Origin of the sequence: Paenibacillus sp. H1-7 (assembly GCF_022354825.1) — a bacterium.
GTDB lineage: Bacteria > Bacillota > Bacilli > Paenibacillales > NBRC-103111 > Paenibacillus_S.
Genome location: NZ_CP031168.1, coordinates 4,973,653 through 4,991,998, shown reverse-complemented (window position 1 = coordinate 4,991,998; position 18,346 = coordinate 4,973,653). Strand labels below are relative to the sequence as shown.

General features: G+C 52.9%; 12 protein-coding genes. All 12 read left to right on the top strand.

The annotated features are described in order from the left end of the window. The first annotated feature begins 42 nt into the window (after window positions 1–42). Window positions 43–1,020 (top strand): ROK family protein, encoded by a 978-nt coding sequence (locus DVH26_RS22020; RefSeq protein WP_239625409.1) that lies wholly within the window; start codon window positions 43–45, stop codon window positions 1,018–1,020. A gap of 285 nt (window positions 1,021–1,305) precedes the next feature. Continuing rightward, window positions 1,306–2,163 carry an ABC transporter permease gene (locus tag DVH26_RS22015; RefSeq protein WP_379455876.1) on the top strand — a complete coding sequence of 286 codons (858 nt, stop codon included), beginning with the start codon at window positions 1,306–1,308 and terminating at the stop codon, window positions 2,161–2,163. 26 nt (window positions 2,164–2,189) lie between these two features. Further along, a complete protein-coding gene (locus DVH26_RS22010) occupies window positions 2,190–3,065 on the top strand; it encodes a carbohydrate ABC transporter permease (RefSeq protein WP_239625407.1) in 876 nt (291 codons plus the stop codon). Window positions 3,066–3,097: 32 nt separating this feature from the next. Beyond that, on the top strand, window positions 3,098–4,654 hold the full coding sequence (locus tag DVH26_RS22005; protein WP_239625405.1) for an extracellular solute-binding protein: 1,557 nt from the start codon (window positions 3,098–3,100) through the stop codon (window positions 4,652–4,654). Between the two features lie 22 nt (window positions 4,655–4,676). Next, complete coding sequence (locus DVH26_RS22000; RefSeq protein ID WP_239625402.1) at window positions 4,677–5,753, top strand: oligogalacturonate lyase family protein; 1,077 nt, start codon at window positions 4,677–4,679, stop codon at window positions 5,751–5,753. 45 nt (window positions 5,754–5,798) lie between these two features. After that, complete coding sequence (locus DVH26_RS21995; RefSeq protein WP_239625400.1) at window positions 5,799–6,839, top strand: Gfo/Idh/MocA family protein; 1,041 nt, start codon at window positions 5,799–5,801, stop codon at window positions 6,837–6,839. Further along, window positions 6,836–7,822 carry a Gfo/Idh/MocA family protein gene (locus DVH26_RS21990; RefSeq protein WP_239625397.1) on the top strand — a complete coding sequence of 329 codons (987 nt, stop codon included), beginning with the start codon at window positions 6,836–6,838 and terminating at the stop codon, window positions 7,820–7,822. The genes DVH26_RS21995 and DVH26_RS21990 overlap by 4 nt, the downstream gene beginning before the upstream one ends. Window positions 7,823–7,852: 30 nt before the next feature. After that, window positions 7,853–8,899, top strand: a complete 1,047-nt coding sequence (locus DVH26_RS21985; protein WP_239625395.1) for an oligogalacturonate lyase family protein — start codon at window positions 7,853–7,855, stop codon at window positions 8,897–8,899. A 58-nt stretch (window positions 8,900–8,957) separates the two neighbouring features. Next, window positions 8,958–11,264, top strand: a complete 2,307-nt coding sequence (locus DVH26_RS21980) for a helix-turn-helix domain-containing protein (protein ID WP_239625392.1) — start codon at window positions 8,958–8,960, stop codon at window positions 11,262–11,264. 38 nt (window positions 11,265–11,302) lie between these two features. Beyond that, window positions 11,303–13,816 carry an alpha-mannosidase gene (locus tag DVH26_RS21975; protein ID WP_239625390.1) on the top strand — a complete coding sequence of 838 codons (2,514 nt, stop codon included), beginning with the start codon at window positions 11,303–11,305 and terminating at the stop codon, window positions 13,814–13,816. Between the two features lie 76 nt (window positions 13,817–13,892). Continuing rightward, on the top strand, window positions 13,893–17,141 hold the full coding sequence (locus tag DVH26_RS21970; protein ID WP_239625388.1) for an alpha-mannosidase: 3,249 nt from the start codon (window positions 13,893–13,895) through the stop codon (window positions 17,139–17,141). Between the two features lie 82 nt (window positions 17,142–17,223). Next, a complete protein-coding gene (locus DVH26_RS21965; protein WP_239625386.1) occupies window positions 17,224–18,345 on the top strand; it encodes a bifunctional heptose 7-phosphate kinase/heptose 1-phosphate adenyltransferase in 1,122 nt (373 codons plus the stop codon). The last annotated feature ends 1 nt before the right edge of the window (window position 18,346 follow it).

The window sequence follows — 18,346 nt, the reverse complement described above, 5'->3', positions numbered from 1 at the left end:
ATTCTTAATGATTAAGATAATGCACAAGGAGGTATGTCACCCGTGAGCTGGCTTGCCGGAATTGATATTGGCGGAACTAAATGTGCGGTTTGTCTGGGAGAAATAGAAGGCTCGGGAATACGCATTTCCGCAAGACGCAGCTTCCCGACCGATAACGGCAACACAACGCCTTACTCAGTCATCCGCAGACTGATAGCAACACTGGATGAACTGCTGCTGGAGCAAGGCTCCCCGCGTTTGCTCGCTATTGGCATCAGCTGTGGAGGACCGCTCGACAGCAGGCAGGGTCTCATCCTATCGCCGCCTAATTTGCCCGGGTGGAATGGCGTCGATATGGTCCGACCGCTGCGGGAGCATTACGGCATTGCCGTTGGATTGCAGAACGACGCTAATGCATGCGCACTGGCAGAGTGGAAGTGGGGAGCCGGGAGAGGCTCGCATAATATGGTCTTCCTTACCTTTGGGACCGGCATGGGCGCAGGTCTCATTCTGAATGGAGCCCTGTATAGCGGAACCAATGATATGGCCGGAGAGATCGGCCATATGAGGCTGGAAGCAAGCGGGCCGGATGGCTATGGCAAAGCCGGCTCGTTCGAGGGATACTGCAGCGGGGGCGGCATCGCCAAGCTGGCACGGTCGATGGCCCTCGAGGAGCTGCGCAAAGGGGAGAGTCCGCTGTTTTGTCCTAAGGCAGGTATGCTAGACGCTATAACCGCTAAGAAAGTGGGCGAAGCTGCGGCGCAGGGAGATCCATTGGCTCTCAAGGTTTGGGGTATTGTCGGGAAGCAGCTCGGCAGAGGGCTTGCCGTCCTAGTGGATCTGCTGAATCCAGAATTGATTGTGATAGGCAGCATATACGGCCGACAGCAGCCATTGCTAGAGCCATTGGTCATGCAAGAGCTGCAGCGGGAAGCTTTGCCATACTCGATGTCCGTATGCCGGATTGTCCCTGCGCAGCTGAGTGAACAAATCGGAGATTACGCGAGTCTCTCGGTTGCCAGCAGATTGCTTCCTTCCTAAAAAAGCTGCTCAAGCAGCCGTGCGAAGCGCTCATAAAGCGAAATATCAGCTAAAGAGCATGAGCTCATCTAATGATTATCGACCTTCGCAAGGCCTGATAAACCGGGAATACCGATCTAGTCGGTTAAAGATTATAGACTGAACAATAAGCTGCGGACTATGATGAGCACGTAACCGGGAAGAGGGGAGGTGAAACTTATCGAAAGCAATGTAAAGGTACTGCAAGCTAGAAGCACTCGTCTATCTTTTCAACGAACGATCGGCAAAGACATTTGGCTGTATTTGATGATGCTGCCCGGATTGTTGTTCTACTTGCTCTTCAAATATTTGCCCATGTGGGATATGCTGATCGCGTTCAAGGACTATCAGCCTGCATTGGGATTCTGGGGCAGCCGTTGGGTCGGTTTCGAGCATTTCGAGCGATTTTTCTCGGATCCGATCTTCTGGCAGCTGTTCCGTAATACCGCTATATTGGCGGTTTATAACATCGTGCTGTTTTTTCCGCTTCCGATCATTGTTGCCCTGCTGTTGAATGAACTGCGGATTCAATGGTTTAAGCGAACGGTGCAAACGCTCATCTATATCCCGCACTTCTTCTCCATCGTGGTTGTCGTGGGGATTACTTATGTTATGTTCACGACGGAGGGCGGGATTATCAATGAAGCAGTCAGCAGTCTCGGTGCGGAAAAGATCAATTTTCTAACGGAGCCGGGCTGGTTTCGGCCGATGGTTACGCTTCAGGTCATATGGAAGGAAACGGGATACGGCACGATCATCTTTTTGGCGGCGCTTGCGGGAGTGGACCCGTCCTTGTACGAAGCCTCCAAAATCGACGGAGCTAACCGGTGGCATCAGCTCTGGTATATTACGATGCCTGCGATTAAAAGCACTATCGTCATTTTGCTCATCCTTCGTCTTGGGAACTTCCTGGACACCGGTTTTGAGCAAATGCTGCTTATGATCAATGCCTTGAACCGCGAAGTGGGCGAGGTGTTCGACACGTACGTCTACATCAACGGGATCACGCAGGGGCAATTCAGCTATTCGACCACGGTAGGCTTGTTTAAATCGGTCGTCGGCCTGATCTTGGTCGTCGCTGCGAACTACATTGCCCGTAAATTAGGGGAAGAAGGCGTATATTAGACATTGTAAAAAGGAGGTGTATCCGATTGCGCAAACGCTCTATCACAGGCACCGTCTTCGATATCGGCAACTATGCTCTTCTCGCGCTGCTCGCCTTGCTAACGCTGTTTCCGTTTCTCCATATTTTGGCCGGCTCGCTGGCTTCGCCGACGGAGGTACTGCAAAGCAAGTTCATTCTGTTTCCCAAGGAGCTTTCCCTTGAAGCGTACCGGTACATTTTTTCCGAAAATACGCTGCTTCGCAGCTTGCTGATTACCATTTACATTACGGTCGCCGGCACTCTGATCAACATGGCGATGACGCTGTCAATGGCCTATCCGTTGTCGCGCAATGTAAAAGGCAAACGGACGATCATGCTGCTCGTCGTATTCACCCTTCTGTTCGGCGGCGGAATCATCCCCACCTTTCTGGTGGTCAAGTCGCTAGGTCTGTTGAATACCTACTGGTCCTTGTGGCTGCCCGGTGCGATACATTCCTTTTATATGATCATCCTGATCAATTTCTTCAAGCAGCTGCCCATTGAATATGAAGAATCCGCCAAAATCGACGGGTGCAACGACCCGACATTGCTATGGAAAATCGTGATTCCTTTGTCACTTCCGGCTATCGCTACCTTTTCCCTGTTCTATGCGGTAAGTCATTGGAACACCTTCTTCAACGCCTTGCTCTATATCAATGATTCGCATAAGTGGCCGATTCAAATCTTGCTGCGGCAAATCGTCATCATGTCGTCGGGAGGCATCGGGGATGCCAGCTACGCCTCGGAATCCGCTTATGTGATCCCGCCGCAAACGGTCAAGATGGCGGTGATCGTAGTCGCCACGCTTCCTATTATTATGGTCTATCCTTTTTTGCAAAAACATTTTGCCCAGGGTGTACTATTAGGGTCGATTAAAGGATAATAAAAATATGCGAGTCGAAAGGAAGAGCCGCCATGAAAAAACAAGCTGCTGCCTTAGCAAGCGCACTGGTTTCGCTGTCCATGGTTGTTGTAGGGTGCAGCGGAGGAGGGCAGGGAAGTCGGGAAGGAGAAACCCCCGCAGCTGCCAAAGCTCCGTCCGCGTCCCAATCGACGGAAGGACCGAAAGCACCTTTAAAGCTGAGCATTATGGCTACTTATTACACACCACAGCCGCCCAATAACCAAAGCGACATATGGAAAAAGCTGCAAGAGATGACGAATACCCAGATTGATATGACTTGGGTACCGCGCTCGGCCTATGACGATAAAGTCAGTGTATCGATCGCTTCCAACGATCTCCCTAAGGTGCTGCTGGCATTGAACTCCTCCTCGCCGCCCCTGGTGAATGCTATTAAATCGGGGCTCTTCTGGGAAATCGGGCCTTATCTGAAAGATTATAAAAACTTGAGCGCTCTAAGCAAGGTCCAATTTGAAAGCACGAAAATACAAGGAAAAACGTACAGTTTATACCGGTCGAGACCTCTTGCGCGTTTCGGCGTCACGTTCCGCAAAGATTGGCTGGATAACCTCAACCTGAAGGAGCCTAAAACTCCCGAGGAAATGTACGAGGTGATGAAAGCGTTTACCAAGAATGATCCCGATAAAAACGGCAAGGACGATACGTATGGCGTACTCGCTTTTAAAGACGGGCAAGGCTATTTAATCCCTCATATCGCCTCATGGTTCGGGGCTCCGAACGATTGGAAGGAAGAGAACGGGCAGTTTACGCCTTCCTTTATGACCAGCGAATACTTCGAGGCTCTGAAATATATTAAGAGATTGTATGACGAGAAGCTGATGAATCAGGATTTCGTTGTGACGGAAGAGCAGCAGATGAACTCGCTGTACAACCAGGGCAAGGCTGGAATCAATCTGGGGCTGTTTGACGACGTTGGCAAAATGCAGCTGGAGCTCAGGAAGATCAATCCCCAGGCTAAAGTGGGCATCCTCGATACGATCACGGGGCCGAAGGGGCAACGCATCTGGTCTCAGCCGGGCTATACGGGCGTGTACCTTTTCCCGAAATCGTCCGTGAAGACGGAAGCGGAGCTCAAGGAGATATTGGCCTACTTCGACAGGCTGCAGGAACCGGATGCCGTCAATTTGCTGACTTGGGGAATCGAAGGCAAGCAATACAAACTGACGAACGGTCAAGCGGAAAAAATCGTCTCCGACGACGCATTCAACAACGATACGCTTGGTTTGGGAGAGCTTCGCATTGATGACGGCTCGAAGGAGCTGGTGTTGACTGGCGAAGATCCGCTGACTACGAAAGGAAAGCAGCTGATCAAGGACAACGTTAAAATAGTCGTTACCAATCCGGCGCTGAGCCTGTATTTCGAATCTCCAACCTGGAGCCAAAAAAGCAACGAGTTGAAGAAAATCGTTTCCGACGGTGCGGTCAAATTCATTATGGGCAAAATCGACGAAGATGGCTGGAAAAAGGTGCAGGAGGACTGGAAGAAAGCCGGAGGCGATAAAGTGCTGACTGAATTCGCTGACATTTTCGCCAAGTCCAAGAGCAAATAACCCATCGGCAGGAGTGTTGGAGTTGAAGAGAGGGATCGCATATCCATCGGAAAGACGCTTCTTCAAGGATGAAAGGACAGGGGCGGAGGGGGTGCAGCTGACTTCCTTCCCCGGCATTCATATCAAGCTGTATTTTCATGTCAATGCTTTCACGCCGGATTCGAACACGCTTGTATTTCAGTCGTTTGCCCATGCTAGCCGGGATTCGAAGGTCGATGTCTTCAAAGTCCATGTCGATGGACATGGATTGACGCAGCTGACGGATGCTGCCGAAGCGGGCAGTCCCGTCGTATCGCCCGACGGCCGATGGCTGTATTATATGTGCCACGGTGAGCTGCGCCGGGTATCCATGACGGACTATCAGGAGGACACGATAGGCTATATCGATGGCATCCTGCCTTCCACTGGGCTCAGCAGCAACACGGCAGGCACAACAATTAATGCGAGCATGAGCGGCAACGGCTCCGTCTATTTTACGGACGCCACTCTGCGTAACGGACGAAGAGCCATCTTGCGGTATTCGACGGATGGTAAAGAAGCCGGCGTTATTTACGAATCCGATGATATAACGCATACGCAGTGCGAGCCATCGGAAGCCAATGTAGTCGCCTTTCAGCACCGTCCTGATGAGCTGCACAGGAACATCTGGCTGGTGAACAGCGACGGGACGAATGCAAGGCCTCTGGATCTTCCATATGGCAATGGTCATTGGATGTGGCTGGGAAATACTCGGAAAATCATAACCAATCTGGAGAAGCGGTATAACGGAATCGCAATGATGGGAGAGAATGACGAGCAGCCTGAGATCCTCGCAACGGGAGAGCATTTCTGGCATGCAGCCAGCAGCCGTGACGGCCAATGGATCGTATCCGACACCAGCTGGCCCGATCACGGCATACAGCTCATTCATGTGGGGACCAGGAAATACAAGCCGTTATGCTATCCCGAGAGCTCCAATTCTCATCCGCAATGGTCGCATCCGCATCCGTCCTTCAGTCCTGACGGCAAGTATGTGGTCTACAATTCCGACCGGACGGGAACAGCCCAAATGTATATCGTCCGCATTCCGGATCAGCTCAGAGAAGAGCTGCAAAGGTAATCTGCATATGAGAATGAAATCCTTTTTCGGCAGGTGAAACTTCAAATGGATAAGCTCAACATTGGCATAGTTGGACTTCGATTCGGCAGTACGGTAATCGAGGAGTTGCTGAACGGGGACGGGGGACGCCGCTTTCGGATTCATGCCGTGTGCGATATCGATTCTGCCAAAGCAGAGGCATGCGCCAGCAAGTATGGAGCGAAGCCTTATGGCTCGCTGGAGAGCCTCCTTGCCGATCCGGAGGTTCAAGTGATCGGGTTATTTACGCCGCCGGCGGGAAGAGCGGAGCTGATTGACCGGATCATAAGCTCCGGGAGAGATGTTATGACGACAAAGCCGTTTGAGCTGGATCCGCAAAAAGCGCTGAATATCCTCACAAAGGCGAACCGCTTGAAACGGGTCGTTCATCTGAACTCTCCAGGTCCGGTATGGCACGATTCCCTTCGTCATATTCAAACGTGGAGGGAGAAGTACGGCCTCGGAATCCCCGTAGGCTGCCGCTCGGATATATGGGTCAACTACCATGAGCGGCCCGACGGCGGCTGGTACGACGATCCGGAGCAATGCCCCGCTGCGCCGATATTCCGGCTCGGCATTTACATCATCAACGATATGGTCCGCCTGTTCGGTCCAGCTCAACAGGCTGCCGTAATGAGCTCGCGCTTGATCACGGAGCGGCCGACGGCGGACAACGCACAGCTGAGCCTGCGTTTTAGAAATGGCGCTATTGCCAACATTTTCGGCAGCTTTTGCGTAGATGACAGTCAAAGGTATAAGTCTCCGATGATCTTGAACTTCCAGCACGGCACGATCTATGGTCATGTGCTGCCCAAGCAGGACGGAGAGCCGAGCCGGCTCCTCCTCGTCACCAAGGACCGGGCAACCGGCGAGAGAGTGACGGAGGAAGCGGCAGTGACCGGCGATTCCGGAGCGTATCAATGGGATGTACTGGATCGGGCCGTACGCGATAGACGGCCTAATGAGGACAGCTATATCCGCGATATCGTCGAAGGGATCAGGATCATCCGGGCTATGAACCTATCCGAGAAAACAGGCAGGATCGTGCAGATCGGGGAGGACGAATGAAGCTCGGCATCGGTTTATACGGAAATAACGGCGGTCATCAAATTCATGGAGAGCTGAGCGACCATCCCGATGCCCGGCTCGTCGCAATTGCAGGCATGGACCTTAAGCAGCTTACTCCTGAGCAGCAAGCCGATTCCAGCATCCGTGTGTACGACACTTTAGAAGCAATGCTAGCAGACGAACGAGTGCAGGTCATATCCCTATGCTCGCCAATAAGGGCAAAGCAAGCTGAGGAAGCGATGTTGTGCATGAGGCGAGGAAAGCATGTATACGCTGAAAAGCCTTGCGCCATGCAGGAAAGCGATGTCGACCGTTTAATAGAGACATCCATGGCGACGGGATGCCGATTCCGGGAAATGGCCGGAACCGCGTTCCAGCAGCCGTACATGGCCATACGGCAATTCGTTCGGTCGGGCGGTATCGGCGACGTTGTGCAAATATTCGTCCAAAAGTCGTATCCGTATCATGACGGACGCCCGCAGGATGAGGCGATAGACGGCGGTCTTATAGGCCAGAACGGCATCCACGCCGTTAGATTGATCGAGCATGCCGCCGGAGTGAGGATCAAAGCTATTGCAGCGGTCGAGACGCGTTTGGGAAATCCCTGTGCAGAGGGGAGGCTGCCCATGGCGGCAAGCTTACTGATGGAGCTGGAAAACGGAGGCGTTGCAAGCAGTATCGTCAATTATCTGAACCCTCGAGGCACAGGCTGCTGGGGCAATGATCATCTGCGCATCTTCGGTACCGAAGGAATGATAGAAAGTACGGACGGAGGCGCCCGAACCAGGCTAGTCATCGGAAATGTCGATAAGGGTCCTCTGGAGCTCCAAGAGCCCGCATACAGCTATTTCGATCTTTACATGATGAGCCTTCTCGGCCGGGCAGAGATGCCCTTGACGCTGGAAGAGGAGCTGCATTGCACAAGAATGGTGCTGCGTGCCAAGGCATCTGCACAGGCTGCAAGCAATGGCAGCCAGCTGTAAAACTAATGAACTAATTAGAGGAGTGAGTGTATGGCAAGGGGTCAGTCTTATCCTTCTGAACGGCAGTTTTTCACCGATAGCAAAACAGGGGTTCGCATTACGAAGCTAACCGCGTTTCCGACGGTTAATAGCAAGCTGTATTTTCACATCAACGCATTTACGCCCGATTCCAAGACGCTGGTGTTCCATTCGTACCAGTATGCCAAGCGCGATTCCAGAGTCGACGTATTCAAAGTGAATATTGATGGAATGGGACTGGTGCAGCTGACGGACCGCCCGTACGTAAGGGGGGCTATGGTGTCGTATGACGGAAACTGGCTGTACTATGTGGACGAAGGATATTTTCGCAGGGTCTCCATGCACTCGTACGAGGAAGAAACGATCAGCTATTTAGAGCCGCTAACCTGGTTCGCCGAGTCCGCAAGCATGACCTATGACGATAAGCAATATTACGTGGAAGCCACGTTAAAAAACGGCAGGCGTGGCATTGCAAGGTTTAGTACGGACGGCAAGGAAGCCGAGGTACTGTTCGAGCATCCCGACATCACGCATACCCAGGTGGAGCCGACGGAAGGGAAGGTCATCGCCTTTCAGTGCGGCCCGGATCAGCACAACCGGAACATCTGGCTTATCGACCGTGATGGCAGCAGCCTTCGCCCGCTGGAGCTGCCCTATGGTAACGGGCATTGGATGTGGATAGGCGGAACCAAACGGATCATGTCCAATCTGGAGAAAGAGCTGCAGGGCATCGCCGTGATGTCCGAGGGGGACGCCGCTCCCGAGATGTATGTTCATGGCGAGCATTATTGGCACGCCTCCAGCAGCATGGACGGACAATGGATGGTATCCGATACGAACTGGCCCGATCACGGCATCCATCTGCTGAATGTCGCAACGAAGAAGCATAAAGTCTTATGCTATCCCAACAGCTCGTCGTGTCATCCCCAATGGACCCATCCGCACCCTTCTTTTAGCCCGGATGGCAAAATGGTCGTTTACAACTCGGATGTAACCGGAATTCCGCATATTTATCTGGCGGCTATTCCGGACGAAATGCTGGAGGAGCTTGCGCGTTAATTGGCAGCAGACTTGAAGTCTTAGTGCGGGATCTTGTTCCATGAGCTGGAGGTGAACCATGAAGAACGGCCGTTTTACTTACTTTAAACGATTATTTTTGTTCTGTATTTTGATAGGCTTGATTCCCGTCATGGCATTGGGTTATTTTTCCTACGCAAAATCATCCCAGCTCTTACTGGAAAAGGCGTACCGCAGCGACAGGGAGAGCGTTGAGCAAACGCAGCTTCGATTCGAGCAAAAGCTCAAAATGGTCGATAACGCTCAAGGCCAAATTACCAACTCGCCGTTGGTCCTCGACTCTATGGAGCAAGAGCTCGGCCGCGAAGACTATCAGTCGTACGACAAATTAATGCAATCGCTATACCGGCTCCAGCTTTATGAATACGGATTGTCGGATGTTTATTTGGTGAATTTCAACAAAAATTGGATTCTCAGCAGCGCAGGGAAAGAGTCCTTGAAGGAGAGCGGACTGAACTCTACTTTCGCTGATTATGCCAACAGCGGGAGGCTGTTTTTCTGGACCGTTTTTCGTCCGCCCCATGTAGAGAATGCAGCCGCTCCCTTGTGGAGTATGGCTACCGTCAAAACGGTCCCGATCAATTCATTAAATCCGCTTGGGATTCTCGTTGCGGTTCTGCCCAGTCAGGAATTAAATAAAATGATTCCCTCAGACAGCGAGTCCAGTGAAATGTTCGTGCTAAATGAACAATATCAGATTATCGCGGCTAGTAATCAGGATTGGGTTGGCAAAGATCTGTCGGGCGAGCCGTATATGGAGACGTTAAAGCAAGTAAGTACGGAGGCCGGTCAGTTTCAATCCAACCAAGACAACTACGGCATTACTTACCGCAAGTCGAATTACAATGGATGGATCTACGTTTCCAAAACGAACCTGAGCGAGATTACCAAAGAATCCAAAGCGATCGGCTGGGTCACGCTTTCCATCTGCTTGGCTGTGCTGTTATTGGTTCTTGCCGCTTCCTTTGTCGGAACGCGCAGACTCTACAGCCCCGTTCGCAAGCTGTATGATCTCGTAACCGATTCGTCCGATATGCGAGGCAGCACCGTCGAAAGCGACGAATTTTATTGGATCGAAAAAAACATGCACATGCTCATGGGAAAGGAAAGCCGCATGAGACAGCAGGTTCAGGACTTCTGGGTGCATAAATTGCTGCAGGATGCAGTCCGCTCCCAGGAAATAACGGATCGCATCGCAGGCGGCGAGCTGGCGGACTGGAAGCGGCTCCAGGTTCTGTGCGTCCGCATCGATACTCTGGACGGCACCAATTACACGGACCGGGACCGCGATCTGCTCATCTTTGCCGTCAATAACATGGCAGGTGAGATCATTCCTCACAAGCTCCGGTTGAATCCGGTTGTTATAAGCGACTTCCAAGTGACTCTGCTGGGGAGTCATTTGGAGCAATCGGAAGAATGGAAGCAGGATGTTTACGGATGGGCTAAAGAGCTCCAGAGCGCTGTGGCGGTGTATTTACATCTGAAAATCAGTGTTGGCATCAGCCCTCTGTTTACGGAATGGCTGGATGCGCCCAAAGCGTTCCGGGAGGCGAAAGAAGCGCTGTCCTGCGGGATGCGGCTGGATCAGCAGTCCATTGTGTTCCTTGAGGATATTCAGTTTGAAGCCGTCGACTCTCCCGTTACTTATCCGCAGCAAATCGTTCATGAGCTCTTCGATCATATCAAGCTGATGGAGGAAGACCGGTGCCGTCAGCTGCTGGAGGAGTTTATGGCCTTCATTACCCGTAAAGCGATCAGCCAGCAGGAGTTTCAGCTGCTCTTGATCAGGCTGGTGGCGGATTTGATGCGCTTCGTTCAGGAGCAGGGGGCCCATTTGAACGATATCGTTCCTCAAGACAAAGCCGTAGTGAATGAGATTCTATCTCTCAAATCGAACAAAGAAATTACCGTCTGGTTGCAAACGACGATGCTTCAGCCGCTTATGGACTATATCGAAGCTCGTCGAGAGCTGCTTCAGACGAAAATTTCCGATCAAATGCTGGCGCTCATTCATCAAGAATACGATTCACCGCTGACATTGGAATCCTGCGCGGCCAGGCTGAATTACCACCCTGAATATATCAGCCGCGTGTTCCGCAAGGAAACCGGATTCGTCTTTAGTGATTATTTATCCAGGCACAGACTGCATATGGCCAAGAAGCTGCTGGTCGAAACCAGCATGACCGTTACCGATATATCGGAGAAGCTTATGTATAATATGCCGCAAAATTTCATCCGCTATTTCCGGAAAATGGAAGGGATAACTCCCAAACAATACCGGGATTTAAGTCAAACGAAAAGCGAGAGGGAAGCAACCGTTCAAAAGGCGTCAGGCGGGAGCCCTTAAGCTATCGAAAGCAAATGGATTAGGAGGGATCACACAGCATGGATAACCAAGTGGCTGCGTCCGGCCGGCAGCTGCACATGATCGGAAACGCCCATCTCGATCCTGTGTGGCTGTGGAGATGGCAGGAGGGCTTTGCCGAGATTAAGGCGACGTTCCGTTCGGCGCTGGACCGGATGAAGGAATTTCCGGAATTCATATTCACTTGCGCCGGAGCCGCTTACTATCGGTGGATCGAAGAAAATGCGCCGGAGATGTTCGCCGAAATGCGCCAAAGGGTAGCGGAAGGGCGATGGGTCATCGTTGGGGGCTGGTGGATTCAGCCCGACTGCAACCTGCCTTCGGGAGAATCGTTCGCGCGCCATTCTCTGTACAGCCAGCGGTACTTCCTTCAGAAGTTCGGGGTCATGGCCAAGGTAGGCTACAATGTCGATTCGTTCGGCCATCACGGCATGCTGCCGCAAATCCTGAAGCTAAGCGGCATGCATTACTATGTATTCATGCGGCCGGAGGAGCATGAGAAGTCGATGAAGTCGAACCTGTTCTGGTGGGAAAGCCAGGACGGCAGCAGAGTCCTGACTTACCGCATTCCTAACGGCTATACAACCCGCCTGCAAGATGGCGTAACGGAGAAAATCGAAGCGCTATGCGAGCTCATGCAAGTGCAACAGATCGAGCAAATGTGCTTTTACGGCGTAGGCAATCACGGAGGCGGGCCAACCATCGCGAACTTGCATGAAATCCGCTCCGCCCGGGAGAAGCTGGGGGCAAAGGCGATTGCGCACAGCTCGCCGAATGCATATTTCGAACGTCTCACTGGTAGCGATAATGCAGCGGCGGAGCTTCAGCGGCTCCCGCTTGTCCAAGAGGACCTCCAGCATCATGCCAGCGGCTGCTACTCGGCACATTCCGAGACGAAAGCAAGCAACAGAGAAGCGGAGCACCGGCTGATTACGGCGGAAAAATGGGCTGCTGCGGCACATCAGTTGCTCCAGCTGCCATATGATGCTAAGCGGCTGCAAGAAGCTTGGGAATGCGTCATGTTCAACCAGTTCCACGACATCCTGGGCGGATGCAGCATCAAGGAGGCGTATCAGGACGCCAGAGAAAGCTACGGTCACGCGCTCCATATCACCGCCGAAACCATGAATGCGGCCATGCAAAAAATATCGTGGTCCATCGACACTATGCGCCCCGGTATTGTCTCGCTGACAAGGGATAAAGACCGAACGCTGTGGGAGCAGAATAATTTGGGCGTTCCGTTTGTCGTCTTTAACCCGCACTCCTGGGAGGTGACGGCTCCGGTTCAAATTCCCCAGCAAGTGAAAGGGGTCACGGACGAAGCGCATGTCCCGCAGCAGATCCAGCAGGTACGTGCTTCTCGGACGAATGGAGGAGATAAATATGATACGTTATTCCTCGCTCAGGTGCCGGCGATGGGCTATCGGGTGTATTGGATCTACAGGGAGCAGCCGAAGGTGCAGAACGACGCCGATCAGGATTACGCAGAATTATCCGCTACACCGACTACTCTCGAGAACGGGTTCATCCGTCTGGAGCTCGAGCCGCATACCGGATACGTGAAGCGGCTGTTCGACAAGCGGCACGGTATCGATGTGCTGGCTGGACCGGCAGCCGTCCCTATAGTAATCGACGAGCATGAGTGCGACACCTGGGCGCACGGAACATTCGCTTTTCGCAACGAAATAGGCCGGTTTGCCGATGCAGAGGTCAAGGTCATCGAAGCTGGGCCGATCCGGGCCTGGTTGAGGGTGACGAGCCGGTACGGCAAATCGGTGCTGCGGCAGGATTTCTTGCTGCGCCAAGACCGCCCGGATGTTCTGGTTAGAGTCAAGCTGGATTGGCAGGAGCGGCACAAAATGCTCAAGCTGTCGTTTCCCGTAAGAGTCCATAACCCGGTGGCTGCCTACGAAATCCCGTTCGGCACCATCGAAAGGCCGGTCAATGGCGAAGAGGAGGCGGGCCAGCAATGGCTGGATGTCACGGGAACCACGCCGGACCAGGAACAATCCTACGGATTGGCGCTGCTGAACAACGGCAAATACAGCTTCGATGTCAAAGACAACGACATGCGGATGACGGTTGCGCGCGGCGCGATTTATGCCGACCATTACGGTCAGCGCGACGAGCTATGCGAGTATATGGATCAAGGGGTACAGGAATTTGCTTATTCGCTGGTTCCTCACAAAGGCTCTTGGCAGGCTGCCGGAATATTCAGGAAAGCCTTTGAGCTGAACGTCCCGTTGTCTTCCGTAATCGAAACGTATCACGAAGGAGCTTTGCCGCAGCATTATGAAGGAATTCGCGTGACTTCGAAGCGGGTTATAGTATCTGCGTTCAAAAAAGCCGAAGCCGGTGAAGGATTTATTCTGCGCTGCTATGAAACGAGCGGGCAAGAGGCTGCAACTACGATAGAGCTTCCCTTGCTGGGACGCAAATGGACGGCATCGTTCGGCAAATGCGAGATCAAGACGTTCTTCCTCCCACTGGATCCGGAACAAGAGATTGTAGAGACTAATTTATTGGAATTATGATCGAGGCCATTCATTTTTATATTAGCTTAATGAATAAGATAAATCAGGAGACATTGACTTAATTGGAGGCGTTCGAATGCTGTTAACCTACGAAAAACTCAGTCGAAGACTGCGCGAATTCGAGAAGTACCGCTATAGCCACTCGAGGATCATCCCCAAGTTCCAATTTTGGTTGGACGATCAGGCAGATATTGGAGCCTTACCGCCGGAAGATGCCGAATGGCGCGAGGTATCGATCGGTGAGCGATGGGGAGGATGGGACGTTACCGCATGGCTTAAGGCAGAAGTTACGCTTCCTGCCGAGTGGCAGGGGAAGACGGTGGTCGGTCTGTTCGATTTCGGCAAAACCGGCTCCGGGCACAATTCCGGCTTTGAGTCTCTGCTTTATTTGAACGGGTCCCCGTTTCAGGGCGTGGGAACCTATCATCAGGAGGTCTTTTTCCCCGAAGAGCTGATTGGTCAGAAAGTCGAGCTGCTGTTTAAAGTATGGAGCGGCTTAAGCGGCGGTCAGGGACGGGTGGAGCAATGGCATCAATTGCAAAAGTCCGAGCTGGCATTGCTGGAAACCGAAGCGGACGACCTGTATTACACGGCGACGGCGGCATTGCAAACGGTCAAAGTGCTTCATGAAAACCGCTGGGAGCGCCAGGCCATTCTCAAAGCGCTGGATCGATCTTTCTTGCTCATCCAATACCGGTATCCGGCAAGCGATTCGTTCTATACCAGCGTAGGTGAGGCCAACAGCAAGCTCAAGGAAGAGCTGGCGAGCATACCGAAGCTCAATGAAGTGACCGTGCGCTGCATCGGCCATACGCATATCGATGTTGCTTGGCTGTGGCGGCTAAGGCATACGAGGGAGAAGGCGGCCCGTTCTTTCTCTACCGTACTGCGCTTAATGGAGCAGTATCCCGAATACACGTTTATTCAAACCCAACCGCAGCTCTACGATTATATCGAGCACGATTACCCCGAGCTCTTCGCCCGAATTAAAGAAAGAGTGAAGGAAGGCCGGTGGGAAGCCTCCGGGGCGATGTGGCTGGAGTCGGATTGCAACATCCCTTCGGGGGAATCGCTGGTGCGCCAGCTGCTGTACGGCATGCGCTACTATGAGCGAACGTTCGGCGTGCAATGCGAATATTTATGGCTGCCGGACGTGTTCGGCTACAGCTGGGCTTTACCGCAAATTTTGAAGAAAAGCGGATTGCGCTATTTTATGACGACCAAAATCAGCTGGAACGTATACAACCGTTTTCCGCACGATACATTCTACTGGAGAGGCATCGACGGAAGTGAAATCCTGACACATTACATTACAACGCCGGACCCCGGGATGAAAGAGGATGCCTTTCCCAAATCGTATACTTATAACGGCCAAGTGCTGCCGGAGACGGTAAACGGGATTTGGAACAATTATCGTGACAAAGAAGTGAACGACGAGCTGCTGCTTTCCTTCGGATGGGGAGATGGCGGCGGAGGCCCGACGAGAACGATGCTGGAAATGCGCCGTAGACTGGAGCAAATGCCGGGTCTTCCTAAGGTGACGATGGGACGCGCGGATACCTTCTTCCAGGCTTTAGAGCAGAAGGTGAAAAACACGGACCGTTATGTCCACCGTTGGGACGGCGAGCTGTATTTGGAGCTGCACAGAGGGACCTATACTTCCCAGGCTTATGTCAAAAAAATGAATCGGCATATGGAAAACAAGCTGCGCGATGCGGAAGTTGTCTCGACCTTTTGGGGCTCGGTGAGCGATTTTGCCTCTTACCCGAAACAACAGCTGGATGAAAGCTGGAAAATAGTCTTGCGCAATCAGTTCCACGATATATTGCCCGGCTCCTCGATTCCCGAAGTGTACGAGGATTGCCGCATCGAATACGCAGAGGCGGAGCAGCTAGCCGAACGCTCGCTCCAAGACAGCTTGCTCGGCTTGTCTGCTAGCGTGCAGTCGGGAGGACAGCCCGGCTGGCTGGTTGTCAACACGCTGCCGTGGAGCCGTGACGAGCGGATCGAGCTGCCGTGGGACGATAGCTTCACCGGCAAGCGGTGGCGCGACACGTCCGGAAGACTGCTTTCTGCCGAGCGGGTGCACCGCCCGGATGGAGATACGCTGCAGCTTTACGTCAAGAGCATTCCTGCACTGGGATATACCTCGATTCATATGGAGGACGCCGCACAGGGAGGGCCAGTCGTTGGAGAATTTGCAGGAGCGGCTGATGTTGGCACCGGCATTCTGGAAAGTACAGCGAGTCAAATCACCATGGACATCTCGGGAAAGCGGATGGAGACGCCTTTCTATGAAATTGAATGGAATGCGGCTGGCCAGCTGACCAAGCTGTTTGATAAACGCATGATGCGGAACCTGATTGCCGAAGGCGAGGTCGCGAACCGCTTCGATGTGCACGAAGACAAACCGACGGCCCATGATAACTGGGAGATCGATATTTTTTATTACGAGAAGACCTATGCCGTGACAGACCTAAGATCCGTAGAGCTCATTGAGCACAACGCACAGAGGGCCGTGCTCCGATTCGTATGGCATTACGGTGAGACCGTGCTGAAGCAGGACATGATCGTATACGTTAATAATCCAAGGATCGACTTCTCCACCTGGGTCGATTGGAGAGAACGCGAGCAGCTTCTTAAGGTCGCGTTCCCGGTCCGCGTTCGGGCAGCGTCGGCAACGCATGAAATCCAGTTCGGTAACGTGCAGCGCCCGACGCACTGGAACACGAGCTGGGACTTCGCTCGGTTCGAGACGTGCGCGCACCGCTGGATCGACTTGTCCGAACGCGGCTGCGGCATCAGCTTGTTGAACGATTGCAAATACGGACATGACGTACGGGATCATGTCATGAGGCTGACGCTGATTAAATCGTCCAATATGCCGGATCCGACCTGCGATTTGGGCGAGCATACGTTTACTTATGCGATTTTGCCGCATGAAGGGGATTGGTTCGCGGCAGGTACGGTACAGCAGGCGCATCGGCTGAATATTCCCGTAACCGTCGTCTCGCTGCCCGAACCGGGGACTGAGGCTGCAGCAAAGCCGCTTCCGGCTGAGCTGAGCTTTCTCAGCGCCAGCGGCGAACATGTCGTCATCGATACCGTGAAGCGGGCGGAAGATTCGAACGACTGGATCGTACGCTGCTACGAATTTGCAGGGAAGCGCGGGGAGGTTCAGTTTACAACACATTTTGCCATCGAACAGGTTGAAGAGGTGAACCTGCTTGAGCGGGAAGGTGAAGACATCCTGCATGAGCCGCATCAATTCCATGCATTCTTCTCGCCGTATGAGCTTAAGACGTTCCGCATCCGATTAGTGTGAGCTAAGCGGTATGAGCTTAACGGTATGAGCTTAGGCGGGGAGAGCATTACAAGCTGAGAGCAGGAAAGGAACGGGAACAGGTATGGTACACAACGATGAGAACCGGAACGGACAATACTCCGTTCCGGTATATGAAGGGCTTAGCCGAGAGCGGGTGGCTGATCTTCTGCAACGAATATCGAAGCTGAGAGTAGGCGTCATCGGCGACGGCTGCCTGGATATGTATTTACATGCGGACATGACGTTAAGCGAGCTGTCGCGCGAAACGCCGCATTTTAATTTGCCCGTCGTAAGAGAGCGCTTCTCACCAGGAGCTGCAGGCAATGTTGCCGTGAATCTTAAAGCTTTGGGATGCTCCGAAGTGCTTTTTTGCTCGGTGATCGGCCGTGACTGGCGAGGCCAGCTGTTAACCGGCTCCCTTCAGTCCAACGGTATCGACACCTCTCTTGTATGGGAGGAGCGCAGCTGGACGACTCCGGCGTATTGCAAGACGATCCGCCATGGGCTGCAAAATTCGCAGCAGGAAGATCCGCGTATCGATTACACCAACTACGCCCCTCTCGGTGATATTGCTGTAGAGAGGCTGCTTGAGAACCTGGATCGTATGGCTGCACGGATTGATGTGATCGGCGTGACCGATCAGCTTAGATTTGGCGTCATCGGTCCAATGATTCGTGCCAGGCTGCAGTATTGGGCCAAGCAAGGAAAGCTTGTCGTTGCGGATAGCCGCGACCATATCGGACTGTATGACGGAATTCTCGTGAAGCCAAACGAGGTGGAGGCGCTGCAGTGGCATTCCCGATCGAGGGAGGAGCGAGTTCCCGAACGGCTGAGGCATCAGCGCTCCGTTGGGAACAAGGCGGAATATGTTATCGATTCGGATGTTCTTGAAGCTGGGAAAGCGCTGGCGCAGAGCATTCAAGCACCTTGCTGCCTAACTATGGGTGAGCAAGGTGCCCTATGGCTGGATACCGGCAGCTGCATGTATGTGCCGACAGAAAAAGTACCGCCGCCTATTGATTTCGTCGGCGCCGGGGACTGCTTCTCGGCTTCGCTGATGTCGGCGCTCGGTGCAGGCGCCATCGGTCCGGAAGCGGCTGCGTTCGCTCATTTGGGAGCAGCGGTTGCGGTTAGCAAAATTGGCGAGACCGGATCCGCTTCTCCTGAAGAAATAAAAGACCGTTATGACAGGAAGAGGGTGTAAT

What these genes read in the sequence shown, in the direction of transcription:
- DVH26_RS22015 (WP_379455876.1), top strand. Translation starts at nt 1,306, where the DNA reads ATGATGCTGCCCGGATTGTTGTTCTACTTGCTCTTCAAATATTTGCCC.
- DVH26_RS22005 (WP_239625405.1), top strand. Translation starts at nt 3,098, where the DNA reads ATGAAAAAACAAGCTGCTGCCTTAGCAAGCGCACTGGTTTCGCTGTCC.
- DVH26_RS21995 (WP_239625400.1), top strand. Translation starts at nt 5,799, where the DNA reads ATGGATAAGCTCAACATTGGCATAGTTGGACTTCGATTCGGCAGTACG.
- DVH26_RS21990 (WP_239625397.1), top strand. Translation starts at nt 6,836, where the DNA reads ATGAAGCTCGGCATCGGTTTATACGGAAATAACGGCGGTCATCAAATT.
- DVH26_RS21985 (WP_239625395.1), top strand. Translation starts at nt 7,853, where the DNA reads ATGGCAAGGGGTCAGTCTTATCCTTCTGAACGGCAGTTTTTCACCGAT.
- DVH26_RS21980 (WP_239625392.1), top strand. Translation starts at nt 8,958, where the DNA reads ATGAAGAACGGCCGTTTTACTTACTTTAAACGATTATTTTTGTTCTGT.
- DVH26_RS21975 (WP_239625390.1), top strand. Translation starts at nt 11,303, where the DNA reads ATGGATAACCAAGTGGCTGCGTCCGGCCGGCAGCTGCACATGATCGGA.
- DVH26_RS21970 (WP_239625388.1), top strand. Translation starts at nt 13,893, where the DNA reads ATGCTGTTAACCTACGAAAAACTCAGTCGAAGACTGCGCGAATTCGAG.
- DVH26_RS21965 (WP_239625386.1), top strand. Translation starts at nt 17,224, where the DNA reads ATGGTACACAACGATGAGAACCGGAACGGACAATACTCCGTTCCGGTA.